This is a genomic window from Pseudomonas sp. H1_G08 (assembly GCF_054681355.1).
This window is the reverse complement of record NZ_CP162822.1, coordinates 2572826-2593011: the sequence shown is the minus strand read 5'-3', so window position 1 is coordinate 2593011 and position 20186 is coordinate 2572826. Positions and strand designations below refer to the sequence as shown.

At 60.5% G+C, this 20186-nt stretch carries 16 protein-coding genes; all 16 read right to left on the bottom strand.

The genetic code is table 11. The features are described 5' to 3' along the window. Positions 1-6 precede the first annotated feature (6 nt). Complete coding sequence (gene nuoH, locus AB4N85_RS11740) at positions 7-1014, bottom strand: NADH-quinone oxidoreductase subunit NuoH (protein WP_150634937.1); 1008 nt, start codon at positions 1012-1014, stop codon at positions 7-9. Continuing rightward, the gene (nuoG, locus tag AB4N85_RS11735) at positions 1011-3725 is read right to left on the bottom strand and encodes an NADH-quinone oxidoreductase subunit NuoG (protein WP_095182067.1); all 2715 of its coding nucleotides are present in this window, start codon (positions 3723-3725) and stop codon (positions 1011-1013) included. Before nuoG ends, nuoH begins: the two co-directional genes overlap by 4 nt. 136 nt (positions 3726-3861) lie before the next feature. Next, positions 3862-5217: an NADH-quinone oxidoreductase subunit NuoF gene (nuoF, locus tag AB4N85_RS11730; RefSeq protein ID WP_024013417.1), complete on the bottom strand. Its 1356-nt coding sequence runs from the start codon at positions 5215-5217 to the stop codon at positions 3862-3864. Continuing rightward, positions 5214-5711: an NADH-quinone oxidoreductase subunit NuoE gene (nuoE, locus tag AB4N85_RS11725; protein WP_003223804.1), complete on the bottom strand. Its 498-nt coding sequence runs from the start codon at positions 5709-5711 to the stop codon at positions 5214-5216. The genes nuoF and nuoE overlap by 4 nt, the downstream gene beginning before the upstream one ends. A 2-nt stretch (positions 5712-5713) precedes the next feature. Next, a complete protein-coding gene (gene nuoC / locus AB4N85_RS11720) occupies positions 5714-7498 on the bottom strand; it encodes an NADH-quinone oxidoreductase subunit C/D (RefSeq protein ID WP_252884465.1) in 1785 nt (594 codons plus the stop codon). Between the two features lie 69 nt (positions 7499-7567). Further along, positions 7568-8242 carry a NuoB/complex I 20 kDa subunit family protein gene (locus AB4N85_RS11715; protein ID WP_016775278.1) on the bottom strand — a complete coding sequence of 225 codons (675 nt, stop codon included), beginning with the start codon at positions 8240-8242 and terminating at the stop codon, positions 7568-7570. A gap of 10 nt (positions 8243-8252) precedes the next feature. After that, positions 8253-8666, bottom strand: a complete 414-nt coding sequence (locus tag AB4N85_RS11710) for an NADH-quinone oxidoreductase subunit A (protein WP_003223812.1) — start codon at positions 8664-8666, stop codon at positions 8253-8255. 645 nt (positions 8667-9311) lie between these two features. Next, the gene (gene aceA / locus AB4N85_RS11705; protein WP_003223815.1) at positions 9312-10637 is read right to left on the bottom strand and encodes an isocitrate lyase; all 1326 of its coding nucleotides are present in this window, start codon (positions 10635-10637) and stop codon (positions 9312-9314) included. Between the two features lie 474 nt (positions 10638-11111). Further along, positions 11112-11873 (bottom strand): secretin N-terminal domain-containing protein, encoded by a 762-nt coding sequence (locus tag AB4N85_RS11700; protein WP_460068131.1) that lies wholly within the window; start codon positions 11871-11873, stop codon positions 11112-11114. Between the two features lie 287 nt (positions 11874-12160). Continuing rightward, complete coding sequence (locus tag AB4N85_RS11695) at positions 12161-12586, bottom strand: GNAT family N-acetyltransferase (protein WP_016775275.1); 426 nt, start codon at positions 12584-12586, stop codon at positions 12161-12163. Next, positions 12579-13748, bottom strand: coding sequence for a ribosomal protein uL16 3-hydroxylase (locus AB4N85_RS11690; protein ID WP_016775274.1), 1170 nt, complete (start codon positions 13746-13748; stop codon positions 12579-12581). Before AB4N85_RS11690 ends, AB4N85_RS11695 begins: the two co-directional genes overlap by 8 nt. Before the next feature lie 86 nt (positions 13749-13834). Beyond that, a complete protein-coding gene (gene purB / locus AB4N85_RS11685) occupies positions 13835-15205 on the bottom strand; it encodes an adenylosuccinate lyase (RefSeq protein ID WP_003223822.1) in 1371 nt (456 codons plus the stop codon). 126 nt (positions 15206-15331) lie between these two features. After that, positions 15332-15955 (bottom strand): high frequency lysogenization protein HflD, encoded by a 624-nt coding sequence (gene hflD / locus AB4N85_RS11680; RefSeq protein WP_039763308.1) that lies wholly within the window; start codon positions 15953-15955, stop codon positions 15332-15334. Then, on the bottom strand, positions 15952-17076 hold the full coding sequence (gene mnmA, locus AB4N85_RS11675; RefSeq protein ID WP_460068128.1) for a tRNA 2-thiouridine(34) synthase MnmA: 1125 nt from the start codon (positions 17074-17076) through the stop codon (positions 15952-15954). The genes hflD and mnmA overlap by 4 nt, the downstream gene beginning before the upstream one ends. A gap of 59 nt (positions 17077-17135) precedes the next feature. Next, a complete protein-coding gene (locus AB4N85_RS11670) occupies positions 17136-17582 on the bottom strand; it encodes an NUDIX hydrolase (RefSeq protein ID WP_016775271.1) in 447 nt (148 codons plus the stop codon). Between the two features lie 203 nt (positions 17583-17785). Then, on the bottom strand, positions 17786-20011 hold the full coding sequence (locus AB4N85_RS11665) for an NADP-dependent isocitrate dehydrogenase (protein ID WP_071172899.1): 2226 nt from the start codon (positions 20009-20011) through the stop codon (positions 17786-17788). Positions 20012-20186 lie beyond the last annotated feature (175 nt).

The window sequence follows — 20186 nt, the reverse complement described above, 5'->3', positions numbered from 1 at the left end:
AAATCCTCACTGAACCGCAACCGCAGGCGTGTTCATCAACACAATCGCAGCGGTCACCAGCAAATTGATCAGGGTCAGTGGCAGGCAGAATTTCCAGCTGAAATCCATCACCTGGTCATAACGCGGACGCGGGATGGAAGCGCGCAGCAGGATGAACAGCATGATGAAGAACGCGGTCTTCAGTGCGAACCAGACGAAGGACAGTTGCGGCAGGATGCCGAACGGACCGTGCCAGCCACCGAAGAACAGGGTGACCAGCAGCGCCGAGATCAGAATGATGCCGATGTATTCACCGACGAAGAACATGCCCCATTTCATACCGGCGTATTCAATGTGGTAACCGTCGGCCAGTTCCTGTTCCGCTTCCGGCTGGTCGAACGGGTGACGGTGAGTCACGGCGACGCCAGCGATGAAGAAGGTACAGAAGCCGAAGAACTGCGGAATGATGAACCACAGGTTCTGCGCCTGGTACTCGACGATGTCGCGCATGTTGAACGAGCCGACCTGCACCACGATGCCCATCAGGGCCAGGCCCATGAACACTTCGTAGGACACGGTCTGCGCCGAGGCACGCAAGCTGCCGAGCAGGGCGAACTTGTTGTTGCTCGACCAGCCGGCGAACAGCACCGCGTACACCGACAGACCGGCCATGGCGAAGAAGAACAGCAGGCCGATGTTCAGATCCGCCACGCCCCAGGTCGGGGTGATCGGGATGATCGCGAAGGCGATCAGCAGGGCGGACATGGCCACCACCGGCGCCAAAGTGAAGATCACCTTGTCGGCAAACGGCGGGGTCCAGTCTTCCTTGAAGAACATCTTCAGCATGTCGGCGGCGATCTGGAACATGCCGAACGGGCCAACGCGGTTCGGACCGTAACGGTCCTGCCACCAGCCCAGCAGGCGACGTTCGACAAAGCTGAGCAAGGCGCCCGCGACCACCACGGCCAGCAGGATCACGATGGCTTTGATGACCGTCAGGATCACATCGATCACTTCAGGGGTGAACCAGGTCATTGCGCTGCCTCCTGCAGACCGTCGACGGATACGCCGGCGAATGCCGGTGGAATGCCGGCGATGCCCGCAGGCAATGCCACCAGACCGGCGCCCAGTTCTTCATTGATGCGCAGCGGCAGACGCAGGGTCTGGCCGGCAACGTTCAGGCTCAGCAGGGCACCGTCGTTGACGCCGAGGCGATCCGCTTCGGATTTCGCCAGCGCCACGTACGGAGCCGGAATGCGCTCTTGCACCGGCGCGGCTTTCGAAGAATTTTCTTCGCTGCCGAACAGGTGGTAGAACGGCACGGCCTGCCAAGTGCCCGGCGCCGGATTGAATGCGCGCGGCGCAGCAGCGAACCAGTTCAGCGAGTCGCCAGTGCTTTCGATCAGGCGTGTGCCCGGGTCGCCAGCGCGCAGATGACCACCGACTTCGTCCTGGAACTTGTTCCAGGCTTGTGGCGAGTTCCAGCCCGGCGACCATGCGAATGGCACTTGTTGACGCGGTTCGGCGGAGCCCGAGTAACCTTCCATGGAGAAAGCGAACGCGGTGTCCTGGTCTTGCGGAGTGCGTGGTTCGTGAACGCTGATGTCGGCGCGCATTGCGGTGCGACCGGAGTAACGCAGCGGCTCACGGGCCAGTTTCAGACCCTTGATGCGGAAAGCAGCCGACGGTGCAGCATCAACGATGCGCGCCAGTTGCGCGGTGCTCGAGGCAACGGCAGCGGTGACGTGGTCGAGTTGCGTCCAGTCGATCGGCTGGTTCAGCAGGGTCGCGCGCAGGGCGTGCAGCCAGCGCCAGCCTTCGTGCACCAGAATGCTCGCGTCCATGTATTGCGGATCGAAAACCTGGAAGAAGCGCTGGGCGCGGCCTTCCTGGCTGACCAGCGTACCGTCGCCCTCGGCGAAGCTCGCCGCTGGCAGAACCAGGTGCGCGCGATCGGTGGTGGCGGTTTTCTGATGGTCGGCGACGATCACCACTTTCGCGGCGTTCAATGCGGCATCGACCTTGGCGTTGGCAGTGCGGGTGTACAGATCGTTTTCCAGCACGACGATCGCGTCGGCCTTGCCATCGATGACCGCTTGCAGCGCGTCGTCGACCGACTCGCCACCGAGCATGGCCAGGCCGAGGCTGTTGGCCTCCGGCACGATCAGGCTGATCGAACCGTTCTTCTCGCGCAGCTTCAGGGCTTTGGCGATGTTCGCGGCGGCTTCGATCAAGGCTTTGGAGCCCAGCGAAGTACCGGCGATGATCAGCGGACGCTTGGCGGCGAGCAGGGCATCGGCGATGCGCTGCGCCAGTTCCAGGGCTTCGGTGTCCAGACCTTCAACGGCCGGCGCGCTGGCATCCAGCGCGTGAGCCACGGCGAAACCGATGCGCGCCAGATCATCCGGAGCTGCGTGTACGCATTCTTCGGCAACGTCGTCGAGTTTGGTTTCGGCGAGGCTGGCGATAAACAGCGGGTTCAGCGCGTGCTGGCCGATGTTCTTCACCGCCGCGTCGAGCCAAGGCTGTACGCGCATGGCTTCGGCCATGTCTTCAGCCTTGCCCTTGACCGACTGACGCAGAGCCAGCGCCATACGCGCGGCGGTCTGGGTCAGGTCTTCGCCGAGGACGAAGATCGCGTCGTGGTCTTCGATGTCGCGCATGTTCGGCACTGGCAGCGGGCTGTCGTTCAGCACCTGCAGGACCAGACGAATGCGCTCCAGTTCGGAGGCTTCGATACCCGAATAGAAGTGCTCGGCACCGACCAGTTCGCGCAACGCGTAGTTGCTCTCAAGGCTGGCACGCGGCGAACCGATACCAACGATGTTGCGTCCGCGCAGCAGGTCGGCGGCTTTGTCCAGCGCAGCGTCGAGGCCGAGCTTGGTGCCGTCGGCCAGCAGCGGCTGACGTGGACGGTCGGTGCGGTTGACGTAGCCATAACCGAAACGGCCACGGTCGCAGAGGAAGTACTGGTTCACCGAACCGTTGAAACGGTTTTCGATGCGACGCAGTTCACCGTAACGCTCGCCCGGGGAGATGTTGCAACCGCTCGAGCAGCCATGGCAGATGCTCGGGGCGAACTGCATGTCCCACTTGCGGTTGTAGCGCTCGGAGTGAGTCTTGTCGGTGAACACGCCGGTCGGGCAGACCTCGGTGAGGTTGCCGGAGAACTCGCTTTCGAGGGTGCCGTCTTCAACGCGACCGAAGTACACGTTGTCGTGGGCGCCGAATACACCGAGGTCGGTACCGCCGGCGTAGTCCTTGTAGAAACGCACGCAGCGGTAGCAAGCGATGCAGCGGTTCATTTCGTGGGAAATGAACGGGCCGAGTTGCTGGTTCTGGTGGGTGCGTTTGCTGAAGCGATAACGGCGCTCGTTGTGGCCGGTCATCACTGTCATGTCTTGCAGGTGGCAGTGACCGCCTTCCTCGCACACCGGGCAGTCGTGCGGGTGGTTGGTCATCAGCCATTCGACAACGCTGGCGCGGAACGCCTTGGATTCTTCATCGTCGATGGAGATCCAGGTGTTGTCGGTGGCAGGGGTCATGCAGGACATGACGATGCGACCACGGGTGTCGTTCTCGTCGGTGTACTGCTTGACCGCGCACTGGCGGCAGGCCCCGACGCTACCGAGCGCGGGATGCCAGCAGAAATATGGAATGTCGAGGCCCAGCGACAGACATGCCTGTAACAGGTTGTCTGCCCCGTCGACTTCGAGCGCTTTGCCGTCTACGTGGATAGTGGCCATGGTTCAAAGGTCTTCGTTGGCCCGGTGTCAGCGGGCGTGGCTAATGGAATCTTGTTATGCGTCCGAATCCAAACAGCCCCGGAGGGCGTCATCGGACGAAAGGCGAAGGGCACGGACCCTTCGCCTTTTTAAGCGTTTAAGCGCCGACTACGATCGGCCTTGCCAGAGGCGGGACGGCGGCGCTGACAGGCGCGATACCGGCTTCGAACTCTGGACGGAAGTATTTGATCGCGCTGCCCAGCGGCTCCACGGCTCCCGGTGCGTGAGCACAGAAGGTCTTGCCCGGGCCGAGGAAACCGACCAGGCCCAGCAGGGTCTCGATGTCGCCCGGCTGGCCCTTGCCCTGTTCGATGGCCATCAGGAGCTTGACGCTCCATGGCAGACCATCGCGGCACGGGGTGCAGAAACCGCAGGATTCGCGAGCGAAGAACTGCTCCATGTTGCGCAGCAGCGAGACCATGTTGACGCTGTCATCCACCGCCATCGCCAGACCGGTACCCATCCGGGTGCCGACCTTGGCGATACCGCCGGCATACATTTGTGCGTCGAGGTGCTCGGGCAGGAGGAAACCGGTACCGGCGCCACCTGGCTGCCAGGCCTTGAGCTTGAAGCCGTCGCGCATGCCGCCGGCGTAATCTTCGAACAGTTCACGACCGGTGACGCCGAATGGCAGTTCCCACAGGCCCGGGTTCTTGACCTTGCCGGAGAAGCCCATGAGCTTGGTGCCCATGTCTTCGGAACCTTCGCGGGCCAACGATTTGTACCAGTCAACGCCGTCGGCAATGATCGCCGGCACGTTGCACAGGGTTTCGACGTTGTTCACACAGGTCGGCTTGCCCCACACGCCGACGGCGGCAGGGAAGGGCGGCTTGGATCGCGGGTTGGCGCGGCGGCCTTCGAGGGAGTTGATCAGTGCGGTTTCTTCACCGCAGATGTAACGCCCGGCGCCGGTGTGGACGAACAGCTCGAAATCGAAACCCGAACCGAGAATGTTCTTGCCCAGCAGGCCGGCCGCCTTGGCTTCTTCCACGGCACGGTTGAGGTGCTTGGCGGCGGTAGTGTATTCGCCGCGCAGGAAGATGTAGCCACGGTAGGTTTTCAGCGCGCGGGCACTGATCAGCATGCCTTCGATCAGCAGATGGGGCAGTTGCTCCATCAGCATGCGGTCTTTCCAGGTGTTCGGCTCCATTTCATCCGCGTTGCACAGCAGGTAGCGGATGTTGATGGATTCGTCCTTGGGCATCAGGCCCCACTTCACGCCAGTGGGGAAGCCGGCACCGCCGCGACCCTTGAGGCCAGCGTCTTTGACGGTCTGGACGATCGCGTCCTGATCCATCTCGGCGAAGGCTTTGCGCGCAGCGGCGTAACCGTTCTTGGCCTGGTACTCGTCGAGCCACACGGCTTCGCCGTCATCGCGCAGACGCCAGGTCAGCGGGTGCGTCTCGGCCGAGCGCTGGATGCGGTTGGCTGGACCAAAAGATGTCAGGGTCATACGTAGCCCTCGAGCAGTTTGGCCACGCCAGCAGGCTGCACGTCGCCAAAGGTGTCGTCGTCGATCATCAGCGCCGGTGCCTTGTCGCAGTTGCCGAGGCAGCAGACAGGCAGCAGGGTGAAACGACCGTCGGCGGTGGTCTGACCCAGGCCGATGCCCAGATTGTTCTGGATTTCGCTGACCACCGACTCGTGGCCGCCGATGTAGCAGACCATGCTGTCGCAGACGCGAATGATGTGACGGCCGACCGGCTGACGGAAGATCTGGCTGTAGAACGTCGCCACGCCTTCAACGTCGCTGGCCGGGATGCCGAGGATCTCGCCGATCGCGTAGAGGGCGCCATCCGGCACCCAGCCGCGTTCTTTCTGGACGATCTTCAGGGCTTCGATCGACGCCGCGCGCGGGTCTTCGTAGTGATGCAGCTCGTGCTCGATGGCCGAGCGCTCGGTTTCACTCAAGGTGAAACGGTCTGTCTGGATAAGCGTGCTGTTCATGCTTAGCGGTCCACGTCGGCCATAACGAAGTCGATACTACCCAGGTACGCAATCAAGTCCGCGACCATGCTGCCTTTGATCACCGAAGGGATCTGTTGCAGGTGCGGGAAGCTCGGAGTACGGATCCGGGTACGGTAGCTCATGGTGCCGCCGTCGCTCGTCAGGTAATAACTGTTGATGCCCTTGGTCGCTTCGATCATCTGGAAGGATTCGTTGGCCGGCATGACCGGGCCCCACGAAACCTGCAGGAAGTGCGTGATCAGGGTTTCGATGTGCTGCAGCGTGCGCTCTTTCGGCGGCGGCGTGGTCAGCGGGTGATCCGCCTTGTACGGGCCTTCCGGCATGTTGCGCATGCATTGATCGATGATCTTGATGCTCTGGCGCATCTCTTCGACGCGGACCATGCAGCGGTCATAGGCATCGCCGTTGACGGCCAGTGGCACTTCGAATTCGAAGTTCTCGTAGCCCGAGTACGGACGCGCTTTGCGCAGGTCGAAATCGCAACCGGTCGAACGCAGGCCGGCACCGGTGACGCCCCATTCCAGGGCCTCTTTGGTGTTGTAGGCAGCGACGCCGACAGTACGCCCCTTGAGGATGCTGTTCTGCAGGGCGGCCTTGGTGTATTCGTCCAGACGCTTGGGCATCCACTCGACGAAATCCTTGACCAGTTTTTCCCAGCCGCGCGGCAGGTCGTGGGCGACGCCACCGATGCGGTACCAGGCCGGGTGCAGACGGAAACCGGTGATCGCCTCGATCACCGTGTACGCCTTCTGGCGGTCGGTGAAAGTGAAGAACACCGGGGTCATGGCGCCGACGTCCTGGATGTAGGTACCGAGGAACAGCAGGTGGCTGGTGATCCGGAAGAATTCGGCCATCATGATGCGGATGACATCGACCTTCTGCGGCACTTTGATGCCGGCGAGCTTCTCGACCGAAAGCACGTACGGCAGGTTGTTCATCACGCCGCCGAGGTAGTCGATACGGTCGGTGTACGGAATGTAGCTGTGCCAGGACTGACGCTCGCCCATCTTCTCGGCGCCACGGTGGTGGTATCCGATGTCCGGGACGCAGTCGACGATCTCTTCACCGTCCAGCTGCAGGATGATGCGGAACGCACCGTGCGCCGAAGGGTGGTTCGGGCCGAGGTTGAGGAACATGTAGTCCTCGTTGGCTCCGGAACGCTTCATGCCCCAGTCTTCCGGACGGAAACGCGCGGCTTCTTCCTCAAGCTGCTGCTTGGCGAGGTTGAGGCTGAACGGATCGAATTCGGTGGCGCGCGCCGGGAAGTCCTTGCGCAGCGGGTGACCTTCCCAGGTCGGCGGCATCATGATGCGCGACAGGTGCGGGTGGCCTTTGAAGTCGATGCCGAACATGTCCCAGACTTCGCGCTCGTACCAGTTGGCGTTGGGCCAGATGCTGGTGACGGAAGGCATGCTGAGGTCGCCTTCGGACAAGGCCACCTTGATCATCACGTCACTATTACGCTCCAGCGACATGAGGTGATAGAACACGGTGAAATCGGCGCCGGTCGGCAGCCCTTGACGCTTGGTGCGCAGACGCTCGTCCACGCCGTGCAGGTCATAGAGCATGACGTACGGCTTGGGCAGGTTGCGCAGGAAAGTCAGGACTTCAACCAGTTTGGCACGGGTCACCCACAGCACCGGCATGCCGGTGCGGGTTGCCTGCGCGGTGAACGCTTCGGCGCCAAAACGGTTGTTCAGTTCGACGACCACATCCTGGTCGTCTGCCTTGTAAGGCGGGATGTACAGAGCACTGCCTGTAGTCATGGTTATTTTTTCGCTTTCGGTCAACGTAAAGAATGAAGCCAGCTTCTCGTTACTTGGAACAGAACTGGATCAGACTTCGTCAGGGCTGCGCAGATTGGTGACTGCGATTCGCTGTTCGCGGCGCTGTTCCTTCTGCGATGGCATGTCGGCGCGATACACGCCTTGATCACCAACGACCCAGGAAAGCGGACGACGCTCCTGTCCAATCGATTCCTGCAACAGCATCAAGCCTTGCAGAAATGCTTCCGGACGGGGCGGGCAGCCAGGTACGTAGACGTCCACGGGCAAGAACTTGTCCACCCCTTGAACCACGGAGTAGATGTCGTACATGCCGCCGGAGTTGGCGCACGAACCCATGGAGATAACCCATTTCGGTTCGAGCATTTGCTCGTAGAGACGCTGAATGATCGGCGCCATCTTGATGAAGCAGGTACCGGCGATAACCATGAAGTCGGCCTGACGCGGCGAGGCCCGGATGACTTCGGCGCCAAAGCGCGCGATGTCGTGGGGCGCCGTGAAGGCGGTGGTCATTTCCACGTAGCAGCACGACAGGCCGAAGTTGTACGGCCACAGGGAGTTCTTACGTCCCCAGTTGACCGCGCCGCTCAGCACGTCTTCCAGCTTGCCCATGAAAATGTTTTTGTGGACTTGATCTTCTAACGGATCGGCAACGGTTTCCCGCTGGCCAATCGGATACTGCTCGTTAGGAGCATCGGGGTCGATCCTGGTGAGATTGTATTGCATTGCCAAAGCCTCATTGTTTCAGCTTCGCCTGCCGCTTGCGACGAGCTTCCGGAGCCCAGTCAAGGGCGCCCACTCGGAACAGGTAGACAAGACCTGCCAACAGAATTGCTATGAAAACGAGAGCTTCGACGAATCCGGTCCAGCCGCTTTCGCGGACGGACACAGACCATGCAAAGAGAAAGAGGGCTTCGATATCGAAGATCACGAAGAGCATCGCGACCAGATAGAATTTGGCTGAGAGCCGCAAGCGGGCGCCACCGGTAGGTAGCATGCCCGACTCGAACGGTTCGTTTTTGCTGCGACCCCAGGCTTTTGACCCGAGGAGGCTGGAGACGCCAAGCATGAAGGCACACAGGCCGACGACACCCAGAAGGAAAATGGCAAAGCCCCAGTTGTGGGCCATGAGTCCTGTCGCTTCGGGCATGCTGGTAATCCTTAACAGAGAGCAAAGGTCTCTGAGCTTGATAAAGAAATAAGGCAGTGACGATATGTCGCAGCAATCAATCGGGCTGATTTTATGGCTAAACACCCGGCAAGTAAAATTCCAAAGGCGAAATTATTTACCGGATTAAGGACGTAGCGTCTCCTGAAGGCGCTGCGGCCCATGCGTTGCGGGCATTAGCCGGGTTTCCGTCAATTATGTTTTGTAGGCTTTGTAACGAACATAGTTGCTGCTAAATGATAATTGATATCGTTTGGCGTGGTTTTGTAACTGTTTAACGAGTGAGTGGCTGGGAAGTTGTCTTACTTGCGCGTTACTGCAAGTAGCGAAGCCTACCGTTTTAGCGGAAATTTCTGACGCTTGTACCGGTTCAGATCAATGTTCCATCTCTCGGCTGACGGTAGCCCTGTGGGAGCGAGCCTGCTCGCGAAAGCGGTGGATCAGCCTCCAGATGTGCAAGCTGACTTATCGCCTTCGCGAGCAGGCTCGCTCCCACAGGGGATTTGTAGTGTCTTTGAGATTCCAACAGGCAAAAAAACGCCCCGATCCAGTCGGGGCGTCAGTCTTGCGGCTCTGCGGTTAGCTTTTTATTCGATCCGCAAAGGCCGTTTGCTCAGGTTAGCCGAATCAGTGGAACTGTTCTTCTTCGGTCGAACCGGTCAGCGCGGTCACCGAGGACGAGCCGCCCTGGATCACGGTGGTCATGTCGTCGAAGTAGCCAGTACCCACTTCCTGCTGGTGCGCAACGAAGGTGTAACCCTTGGCGGCGTCAGCGAATTCCTGCTCTTGCAGCTTCACGTAGGCGGTCATGTCGTTGCGGGCGTAGTCGTGCGCCAGGTTGAACATGCTGTGCCACATGTTGTGAATGCCGGCCAGGGTGATGAACTGGTGCTTGTAGCCCATGGCGGACAGTTCGCGCTGGAACTTGGCGATGGTCGCGTCGTCCAGGTTCTTCTTCCAGTTGAAGGAAGGCGAGCAGTTGTACGACAGCAGCTGGTCCGGGTATTCCTTCTTGATTGCTTCAGCGAAGCGACGGGCTTCTTCCAGATCCGGCTTGGCGGTTTCGCACCAGATCAGGTCGGCGTACGGAGCGTAAGCCAGGCCACGGGCGATCGCTTGATCCAGGCCGGCACGTACCTTGTAGAAACCTTCCTGAGTACGCTCGCCGGTCACGAATGGCTGATCGTACGGGTCGCAGTCGGAAGTCAGCAGGTCAGCCGCGTTGGCGTCGGTGCGGGCCAGAATGATGGTCGGCGTGCCGGCAACGTCAGCTGCCAGACGGGCAGCGGTCAGCTTCTGTACGGCTTCCTGGGTTGGCACCAGAACCTTGCCGCCCATGTGGCCGCATTTCTTCACCGAAGCCAGTTGGTCTTCGAAGTGAACGCCGGCGGCGCCTGCTTCGATCATGCTCTTCATCAGCTCGTAGGCGTTGAGTACGCCGCCGAAGCCGGCTTCAGCGTCGGCCACGATTGGCGCGAAGTAGTCGATGTAGCCTTCATCGCCCGGATTCTTGCCGGCTTTCCACTGGATCTGGTCAGCACGACGGAACGAGTTGTTGATGCGCTTGACCACGGTCGGTACCGAGTCAACCGGGTACAGCGACTGATCCGGGTACATCGATTCGGCGGAGTTGTTGTCCGCAGCCACCTGCCAGCCGGACAGGTAGATCGCCTGGATACCGGCCTTGACCTGCTGAACAGCCTGGCCGCCGGTCAGGGCGCCCATGCAGTTGACGAAATCTTTCTCTGGACGGAAGGACGGCTTGGCACCTTGGGTAACCAGGTTCCACAGCTTCTCGGCGCCCATCTTCGCGAAGGTGTGCTCAGGCTGAACCGAGCCACGCAGGCGGACCACGTCGGCAGCGGAGTAAGTGCGAGTCACGCCTTTCCAGCGCGGGTTCTCGGCCCAGTCTTTTTCGAGGGCTGCAATTTGCTGTTCGCGTGTCAGTGCCATGGAGATAAACCTCGTCGCGTCTTTTATGAAAAGTTGTTCTGCGGTGGAAAATTCCTGCGCTCGCTGACCAGAAGCTTAGGTGGTCAAGTCGGATTCGGCGGGGTAGGCGACGGGATGAACGATGGGCTCGAGGGGAAGTGAGCAGGTAGTGGCGCGGTGCGGGCGCATTCCGGCGTCGTGGGCCTTTATACGGTCAGCAGCGTGAAGCCGGGTTACCTAAATACGCTTCCGTCCCTCGGGACAACTTCGTTCCAGTCGGCAACCTCGTCAAACACACCTTGTGGGCGGTACAGACACGAAACGGTTCGCGGGATAGGTGCGAACGGCGCTTCGAAGGCCCTTGCCAGGGCCTCTGATTAGCGGGAGCGAGGCCATCATGCCTTCGCTTTTTGGCCTCGTCAAACGTTTTGTAGTGCTTTTTTTAAGGCACTACATGTTTCGTCTAATACGACTAATCAGTCAGTTTTCGGTGCTTTAGTCCAGTGTGTCGACTTTCACCCGCAAGGTCATGTCATCCCGGCCTTGAGTCGAGTAGCTGCGGGTCAGCCCCTGTTTGTCGGCCTGAGTCTGGCTGTTGACGCCCGCCAGGGTGATCCATTCGCCGAGGCGTCCGGTGACGGTTGTGTCGGTGCTTTGCACGTTCACTACATCGGGACGTTCCTGGCTCATGCGGTCACGGTTGGTACTGATCGCCAGATGAACGGTCTCGCCGGTGACGCTGGCGGTGACGTAGAAACCCTGGGTGACGTTGCGGTATTGGGTCTCGCTGCTGTAACCGCCGTAGGAGTCGCTCTGGGTGTTGGTGATCGGCACGCTTTGGCCAACCTGAATCAGCGCCGGAGTGCCTTCACTGGTCCGCACTTGCTGAACGCCGCCGTTGCGGCTGGTGGTGCTGCGGCTGATGATCCGGGTCTGGTTCGGCTGGGCGCCGTTGACCGAATAACCTTCGTCGCCGCGGCCATTGTTTTCGTTGGTGTCGACGGTGATCAGCAAGCGCTTCGGTGCGGTATCGAGTTGCGCCAGCAGATCTTTCAGTTCCTGTATCTTGCCCGGCTCGGCCTTGACGATCAGTTGGTTGCCGTAAGCGCTGACCTGACCGTCCTGGCCGATGAAGTCCTGCGCCACCGGCAGCATGTCGGCGCTGGTGTGGTATTTGAGGGGGACGATTTCTGTGGCTGCCAGCACCGAAAAACTGCAGCCGAGCAGCAGGGTGGTGAGCAGGGTGCGTAGGGACATGTCCGTTATCTCCGCGTTCGAAAGGCTTGATATTGCCAGTTTGTCGGCCCGGGGTGGGGCAAGTTGAATCGTAGACAGCAAAACGCCCCGGCATCCGAAAATGGCGGGGCGTTTTGTGGTGTGCTTGCGGCCATTGTGGCGAGGGGATTTATCCCCGCTCGGCTGCACAGCAGTCGCCGACCCAGCGCGCTCGATTTAACTGACTCACCGAGTTTTCTGGATTTGGGGCTGCTTCGCAGCCCAGCGGGGATAAATCCCCTCGCCACAGGGATCTAGAGGTCTCGGAATCAGGCCGAATGCCGAACCATGTCGACATGCGGAATGCCGGCCTCGAGAAACTCCTCGCTGACCAGGCTGAAGCCCAGGCGCTCATAGAACGCCGTGGCTTGCACCTGAGCGCTGAGCTTCTGTTGCTTCAAGCCGCGCGCTTCGGCTTCGGCGATGACCGCTTGCATCAACGCGTCACCGACCTTCATTCCGCGCCAGTCTTTGAGTACCGAAACCCGGCCGATGTGGCCGTCGGGCAACAGCCGCGCCGTGCCGATCGGGAAGTCGCCTTCGAACGCCAGAAAATGCACGGCGGTCGCGTCATCGGCGTCCCACTCAAGCTCGGGTGGCACCGATTGTTCGGCGATGAACACCGTTTCACGAATGCGCCGGATCTCGGCGATATCCTTCTGCCAGTCTGCGACACGAACGCGAATTTTATTCATCGGCGAACCCCAGGCTTCCTTGCTTGACCAGTTCGCAGAGCAGGCTGCGGCCGTCTTCATCGCTCAGCCATTCGCCGAGGTTGTCGGCGTGCAGCGCGTCAGCGGCGCAGATCAGCTTCAACAGTTCGCGCAGCTTGCCCGGCAGGTAACGGCTCTGTCCGCTGGCGAACAGCAGCAGATCGTCATCGACTTCCGACCAGGCCAGGCGCGCGCTCGGGTTGCGGATCAGCACGGCGCCGTCCTGCAGGGCGGCGAGGAAGTCTTCTTCTTCGACGTCTTCCGGGCCGACCACCAATTCGGGGTAGCGCGGCTCGGTCATGTACTGGCCGAACCAAGTCAGCAGCAGACGCTCGTCGCTCATGTGTTCGGCGAGCAGGCTTTTCAGACGATCCAGTGCATCGTGTTGAATCTGGTGCGGATCGACCGCCGGCTTGGCGTCGGCATCGGTGTAGCGCTCTTCGTCAGTCAGGAACTGGCTGAGGAAGTCGGTGAAGTGGGTCAGCACTTCAGCGGCGCTCGGCGCGCGGAAACCGACCGAATAGGTCATGCAGTTGTCGACCGCGACGCCGCAATGGGCCAGACGCGGCGGCAGGTAGAGCATGTCGCCTGGCTCCAGCACCCATTCTTCGGTCTCGTGGAATTCAGCGAGGATGCGCAGGTCAGCGTGCTGCAGGAGCGGGCTCTCGGAATCGCACATCTGGCCGATTTTCCAGTTGCGCTTGCCATGGCCCTGCAGCAGGAACACATCGTAGTTGTCGAAATGCGGGCCGACGCTGCCACCCGGTGCGGCAAAGCTGATCATCACGTCATCGACGCGCCAGCTCGGCAGGAAGCGGAAGTTTTCCAGCAGTTCGCTGACTTCCGGCACGAACTGATCAACCGCTTGCACCAGCAGGGTCCACTCTTTTTCTGGCAATTTGCTGAACTCGTCTTCGGCGAACGGGCCGCGACGCAGTTCCCATGGACGCTCGCCATGTTCGATCACCAGGCGCGATTCGACTTCTTCTTCCAGGGCCAGGCCGGCCAGTTCGTCGGCGTCGATCGGGCTTTCGAAGTCAGGAATCGCCTGACGGATCAGCAGCGGTTTTTTCTGCCAGTAGTCACGCAGGAATTCGCGTGCTGTGAGGCCGCCCAGAAGTTGAAGAGGAATATCGGAATTCATATGTAACCTATTGAAAAAAAGCACTTTTCAGACGGGAATAAAAACGCCCGGCGCGGCCGGGCGTCTCAAACGGAGCAAACGGTCGATCAGATGCGTTTGGCTTGTGCCACTGCGTTGCCGATGTAGTTGGCCGGCGTCAGTTGCTTGAGCTCGGCTTTGGCTTCGGCTGGCATGTCCAGGCCATCGATGAAAGTCTGCAACGCTTCAGGGCTGATGCCCTTGCCACGGGTCAGTTCTTTCAGCTTTTCGTACGGGTTTTCGATGTTGTAGCGACGCATCACGGTCTGGATCGGCTCGGCCAATACTTCCCAGCAAGCATCGAGGTCAGCGGCAATCTTCTGCTCGTTGAGCTCGAGTTTGCTGATGCCTTTGAGGCTGGCTTCGTAAGCGATCACGCTGTGGGCGAAGCCGACACCGAGGTTGCGCAGGACGGTGGAGTCGGTCAGGTCGCGCTGCCAGCGGGAGATCGGCAGCTTGCTCGCCAGGTGCTGGAACAATGCGTTGGCGATACCCAGGTTGCCTTCGGAGTTTTCGAAGTCGATCGGGTTGACCTTGTGCGGCATGGTCGACGAACCGATTTCACCAGCGATGGTGCGCTGCTTGAAATAACCCAAGGAGATATAGCCCCAGATGTCGCGGTCGAAGTCGATCAGGATGGTGTTGAAGCGTGCGATAGCGTCGAACAGCTCGGCGATGTAGTCGTGCGGTTCGATCTGCGTGGTGTACGGGTTGAAGCCCAGGCCCAGCTCGTCTTCGATGAAGGCGCGGGCGTTGGCTTCCCAGTCGATCTGCGGGTAGGCCGAGAGGTGTGCGTTGTAGTTGCCGACAGCGCCGTTGATCTTGCCCAGCAGCGGCACGGCAGCGACTTGAGCGATCTGACGCTCGAGACGGTAAACCACGTTGGCCAGTTCTTTACCCAGAGTAGTCGGCGAAGCCGGCTGGCCGTGGGTGCGCGACAGCATCGGCACGTCGGCGAAACGGATGGCCAGTTCGCGGATGGCGTTGGCGGTCTGGCGCATCAGCGGCAGCATCACGTCGTCACGACCTTCGCGCAGCATCAGGGCGTGGGACAGGTTGTTGATGTCTTCGCTGGTGCAGGCAAAGTGGATGAATTCGCTGACCTTGGCCAGCTCCGGCAGCTTGGCCGCCTGCTCTTTGAGCAGGTATTCGATGGCTTTGACGTCGTGGTTGGTGGTGCGCTCGATCTCTTTGACGCGCTCGGCGTGCTCCAGCGAGAAGTTTTCAGCCAGTTCATTGAGAACGGCGTTGGCCTCGGCGGAGAAGGCTGGCACTTCAGGGATGCCAGCATGGGCGGCCAGGCGCTGGAGCCAGCGCACTTCAACCAGAACGCGGGCACGGATCAGGCCGTACTCGCTGAAAATCGGGCGCAGGGCCTGGGTTTTGCCGGCGTAGCGGCCGTCAACAGGGGAAACCGCAGTGAGCGAAGAGAGCTGCATGGGGTGTTCTCGGACAGTCGGGCAACGAAATGGGGCGCGTATCATACATGAAAAAATCCGCCGGTCCGTCGCCAACTGACCGGCGTATTACGCGTTACAGACTACAAAGCCTTCATGACGCGGCGTTTACTCGCTGCGCATCAACGGATAAAGCTCTTTAAGCAACTTGCGGCGGCTGATCACCAACTGCCAGCGATGACCACCGAGCTGCCGCCACAGGCGCGCCGAGCGGATACCGGCGAGGAGCAGGGCGCGGATCTTCGAGGCATTGCTCGGCTGTTGCAGGTTGCGCATGTCGCCGTGCACCTGAATGCGCTGGCGCAGAGTGCTCAAAGTGTCCTGGTACAACGCACCGCAAGCGGCCACGACGTTTTCGTGGGCCGGGCCAAAATGCTCCACCTGCGACTGGATCTGCGGCAGGCGTTTGGCAATCGTCTCAAGCATGTCGTCACGCTTGGCCAGTTGCCGCTCCAGACCGAGCATCGACAGGGCGTAGCGCAACGGCTCGCGCTGCAAGGTGCTCGGATCGCGCTCAAGGGCGCCAATCAGCGCGCGATAACCCTCGCGCAGATTGATGTCGTCGCCGCCGTACACGTCCAGCGTATCTTTCGGGTCGCGGACCAGCAGGCTGCCGAGCATGCAACTCAGGCCGGCCTCGTTGGTCTGGCCGGTCTTGGCGATGCGATCGACCAGCACGGCGGCGAGAAACACACCGCCCAGCGCTGTCAGTTGCTCCTGAGTCGGGCTCATGCCTGGCCGCTCCACGGCTCGGCCACTTCGATCACGCCGCCACCCAAGCAGATTTCACCGTCATAGAACACCACCGATTGGCCCGGCGTCACCGCGCGTTGCGGTTCGTCGAACACGGCGCGATAACCGCTGGCGGTTTTTTCCAGGGTGCAGGCCTGATCGCTCTGGCGATAGCGCACTTTCGCCGTCAGGCGCAGCGGCTGGCTCAGGTCGATCGGGTTGACCCAGTAGATTTCCGAGGCGAGCAGGGCGCTGGAGAACAGCCACGGATGGTTGTTGCCCTGGCCGACGATCAGCTCGTTGGTCTGCAGATCCTTGCGCAGCACGTACCACGGCTCGTCACCGGCATCTTTCAAGCCGCCGATGCCGAGGCCCTGACGCTGGCCGATGGTGTGGTACATCAAGCCGTGGTGACGGCCGATGACTTCGCCTTCGGTGGTCTTGATCTCGCCCGGTTGTGCCGGCAGGTATTGCTTGAGGAAATCGCTGAAACGGCGCTCGCCGATGAAGCAGATTCCGGTGGAATCCTTCTTCTTGGCGGTGGCCAGTTCGTACTTCTCGGCAATCTCGCGCACTCGCGGCTTTTCCAGTTCGCCGACCGGGAACAGGGTCTTGGCGATCTGTTCGCCGCCGACGGCGTGCAGGAAATAGCTCTGATCCTTGTTCGGATCGAGGCCCTTGAGCAGTTCGGTGCGATCATCGATATCACGGCGGCGCACGTAGTGGCCGGTGGCGATCAGGTCGGCGCCGAGCATCATCGCGTAGTCGAGGAACGCTTTGAACTTGATCTCGCGGTTGCACAGGATGTCCGGGTTCGGCGTGCGCCCGGCCTTGTATTCGGCGAGGAAGTGCTCGAACACGTTGTCCCAGTACTCGGCGGCAAAGTTGGCGGTGTGCAGCTTGATGCCGATCTTGTCGCAGACAGCCTGAGCATCCGCCAGGTCGTCCATCGCGGTGCAGTATTCCGTTCCGTCGTCTTCTTCCCAGTTCTTCATGAACAGGCCTTCCACTTCGTAACCCTGCTCGATCAGGAGAAGGGCGGAAACGGAAGAGTCCACGCCGCCGGACATGCCGACAATGACGCGCTTCTTGGATGTGTCAGAAGGGGCTGGATCACGCATAGGGATTCAATGAGTGTCTTGGAAAAGGGCGCGATTCTATCAGGCTCGCGGCCGCAAGGCTAAAGAGAAGGGCGGATCAGTTCGAGGCTGAAGTGATGACCGGCCAGATAATCGTCGATGCAACGGATGATCAGTTCACTGCGCCAGTTATCGCGCTGGGCGATTAATTCGTCGCGGGTCAGCCACTTGGCGCCGACGATGCCGTCGTCAAGCTGGTAATCCGGGTGATGCTGCACGGCTTTGGCGCTGAAGCATATGCGCTGGTAAGTCACGCCGTTGCTCGGTGCGGTGTACAGATAAATGCCAATCACGCCTGTCGGCTCGACGTCCCAGCCGGTTTCTTCGAGGGTTTCGCGAATGGCCGCATCGATCAGGGTTTCATCCGGATCGAGATGGCCGGCGGGCTGGTTGAGCACATTACGCCCACCTTTGTGCTCTTCGACCATCAGGAAGCGACCGTTGTCCTCGACGATGGTGGCGACGGTGATGTGGGGGAGCCATTCCATAAAACCTTCCTCAATCTATTGGTTAAATCCCAATCCCTGTGGGAGCTGGCTTGCCAGCGATAGTGGTGGTTCAGTCACCATCCATGCTGGATGATAAACCGCCATCGCTGGCAAGCCAGCTCCCACAAAGTTTTGTGGTGATCACAAAACCCGGAAACACAAACCCCGGCACAAGGCCGGGGTCTGTTCACCGCATTACAACCTTAAACCAGCGCAGCAATCGCCGCGTTGAAGGTTGCGCTTGGACGCATGGCCTTGCTGATCAGCTCGGCGTCGGCGTGGTAGTAACCGCCGATGTCGACTGGCTTGCCCTGAACGGCGTTGAGCTCGGCAACGATGGTTGCCTCGTTCTCGGTCAGGGTTTTGGCCAGAGTCGCGAACTGCGCTTGCAGTGCAGCGTCTTCGGTCTGGGCAGCCAGGGCCTGAGCCCAGTACATCGCCAGATAGAAGTGGCTGCCGCGGTTGTCGATGTTGCCGACCTTGCGCGATGGCGACTTGTTGTTGTCGAGGAACTGGCCGGTGGCCTGGTCCAGGGTTTTCGACAGCACCAGTGCTTTCGGGTTGTTGTAGTTCACGCCCAGGTGCTCAAGGGAAGCGGCGAGGGCAAGGAACTCACCCAGCGAATCCCAGCGCAGGAAGTTTTCTTCAACCAGTTGCTGCACGTGCTTCGGCGCCGAACCGCCGGCGCCGGTTTCGAACAGGCCGCCGCCGTTCATCAGCGGCACGATCGACAGCATCTTGGCGCTGGTGCCCAGTTCCATGATCGGGAACAGGTCGGTCAGGTAGTCGCGCAGTACGTTGCCGGTCACCGAAATGGTGTCCTTGCCTTCGCGGGTGCGCTGCAGGGTGTACTTCATCGCGTCGACCGGCGCCATGATCTGGATGTCCAGACCGCTGGTGTCGTGGTCCTTCAGGTAGGCCTGAACCTTCTCGATCACCACGCCATCGTGAGCGCGCATCGGGTCGAGCCAGAAGATCGCCGGCGTGCTGCTCGCGCGAGCACGGTTGACGGCCAGTTTGACCCAGTCCTGGATCGGCGCGTCTTTGGTCTGGCACATGCGGAAGATGTCGCCGGCTTCGACAGCCTGTTCCATCAGCAGCTTGCCCTTGCTGTCGGTGACGCGAACAACGCCGTCAGCCTTGATCTGGAAAGTCTTGTCGTGGGAGCCGTACTCTTCGGCTTTCTTCGCCATCAGACCGACGTTCGGCACGCTGCCCATGGTGGTCGGGTCGAAAGCGCCGTTGGCTTTGCAGTCTTCGATCACAGCCTGGTAGATGGTCGCGTAGCAACGATCCGGGATCACAGCCTTGGTGTCGTGCAGCTGACCGTCGGTGCCCCACATCTTGCCGGAGTCACGGATCATCGCTGGCATCGAGGCGTCAACGATGACGTCGCTCGGCACGTGCAGGTTGGTGATGCCTTTGTCGGAGTTGACCATCGCCAGCGAAGGACGAACGGCATAGACCGCTGCGATATCGGCTTCGATCTGCGCTTGTTGCTCGGCCGGCAGGGCCTTGATGCGCGCGTACAGATCGCCGATGCCGTTGTTCAGATTGAAGCCGATCTGGTTCAGCACGTCAGCGTGCTTGGTCAGTGCGTCTTTATAGAACTCGGCAACGATCTGGCCGAACATGATCGGGTCGGAGACCTTCATCATGGTCGCTTTCAGGTGAACCGAGAGCAGCACGCCCTGGGCCTTGGCGCTTTCGATCTCGGCAGCGATGAACGCACGCAAGGCGTTTTTGCTCATCACGGCGCAGTCGAGGATCTCGCCAGCCTGAACGGTGGTTTTTTCTTTCAGAACGGTGGCAGCACCGTCCTTGGCGATCAGTTCGATCTTCACGGCGTCAGCGGCGTCGATCAGGACAGCTTTTTCGCTGCCGTAGAAATCGCCGGTGCTCATGTGCGCGACGTGAGACTTGGAGTCCTTGGCCCAGGCGCCCATCTTGTGCGGGTGCTTGCGCGCGTAGTTCTTCACCGACAGCGGAGCGCGGCGGTCGGAGTTGCCTTCACGCAGAACCGGGTTCACGGCGCTGCCCTTGACCTTGTCGTAACGCGCCTTGGCGTCTTTGTCGGCGTCGCTGGTCACGGTTTCCGGGTAGTCCGGCAGGTTGTAGCCCTGCGCCTGCAGCTCTTTGATCGCGGCTTGCAGCTGTGGCACCGAAGCACTGATGTTCGGCAGCTTGATTATGTTGGCTTCAGGCGTAACGGCCAGGTCGCCCAGTTCGGCGAGGTGATCGGCTACGGCTTTGTCGCCCAGTTGCTCGGGGAAGCTTGCCAGGATGCGCGCTGCAAGAGAGATATCGCGGGTTTCCACGGCGATATCGGCCGAGGCGGTGTAAGCCTCGATGATCGGCAGCAGGGAATAGGTGGCGAGGGCAGGAGCTTCGTCGGTGAAGGTATAGATGATCTTCGAGCGGGTGGGCATATTCGGATTAACTCTCTCTTCTTTGCTAAAGCGTGCGCAGAAACTCGAGGGGCGCCGGGTAAGCGCGTTCGTTCAAAGTCATCCATGAACCGAATGTCGAGATTCTTCGCGGTGATGTTGGGTGCATCAGTAGAGCGTCAAGCAGTCAGGCTGCGGTAACAACCCGACCAATCAG

Excerpts from the sequence above, each read along its gene's own strand:
- nuoF (WP_024013417.1), bottom strand. The coding sequence starts at position 5,217 with ATGACCCTGACATCTTTTGGTCCAGCCAACCGCATCCAGCGCTCGGCC.
- mnmA (WP_460068128.1), bottom strand. The coding sequence starts at position 17,076 with ATGCGTGATCCAGCCCCTTCTGACACATCCAAGAAGCGCGTCATTGTC.
- nuoE (WP_003223804.1), bottom strand. The coding sequence starts at position 5,711 with ATGAACAGCACGCTTATCCAGACAGACCGTTTCACCTTGAGTGAAACC.
- AB4N85_RS11695 (WP_016775275.1), bottom strand. The coding sequence starts at position 12,586 with ATGAATAAAATTCGCGTTCGTGTCGCAGACTGGCAGAAGGATATCGCC.
- hflD (WP_039763308.1), bottom strand. The coding sequence starts at position 15,955 with ATGAGCCCGACTCAGGAGCAACTGACAGCGCTGGGCGGTGTGTTTCTC.
- purB (WP_003223822.1), bottom strand. The coding sequence starts at position 15,205 with ATGCAGCTCTCTTCGCTCACTGCGGTTTCCCCTGTTGACGGCCGCTAC.
- nuoH (WP_150634937.1), bottom strand. The coding sequence starts at position 1,014 with ATGACCTGGTTCACCCCTGAAGTGATCGATGTGATCCTGACGGTCATC.
- AB4N85_RS11670 (WP_016775271.1), bottom strand. The coding sequence starts at position 17,582 with ATGGAATGGCTCCCCCACATCACCGTCGCCACCATCGTCGAGGACAAC.
- AB4N85_RS11715 (WP_016775278.1), bottom strand. The coding sequence starts at position 8,242 with ATGCAATACAATCTCACCAGGATCGACCCCGATGCTCCTAACGAGCAG.
- nuoC (WP_252884465.1), bottom strand. The coding sequence starts at position 7,498 with ATGACTACAGGCAGTGCTCTGTACATCCCGCCTTACAAGGCAGACGAC.
- AB4N85_RS11690 (WP_016775274.1), bottom strand. The coding sequence starts at position 13,748 with ATGAATTCCGATATTCCTCTTCAACTTCTGGGCGGCCTCACAGCACGC.
- nuoG (WP_095182067.1), bottom strand. The coding sequence starts at position 3,725 with ATGGCCACTATCCACGTAGACGGCAAAGCGCTCGAAGTCGACGGGGCA.
- AB4N85_RS11710 (WP_003223812.1), bottom strand. The coding sequence starts at position 8,666 with ATGCCCGAAGCGACAGGACTCATGGCCCACAACTGGGGCTTTGCCATT.
- aceA (WP_003223815.1), bottom strand. The coding sequence starts at position 10,637 with ATGGCACTGACACGCGAACAGCAAATTGCAGCCCTCGAAAAAGACTGG.
- AB4N85_RS11700 (WP_460068131.1), bottom strand. The coding sequence starts at position 11,873 with ATGTCCCTACGCACCCTGCTCACCACCCTGCTGCTCGGCTGCAGTTTT.
- AB4N85_RS11665 (WP_071172899.1), bottom strand. The coding sequence starts at position 20,011 with ATGCCCACCCGCTCGAAGATCATCTATACCTTCACCGACGAAGCTCCT.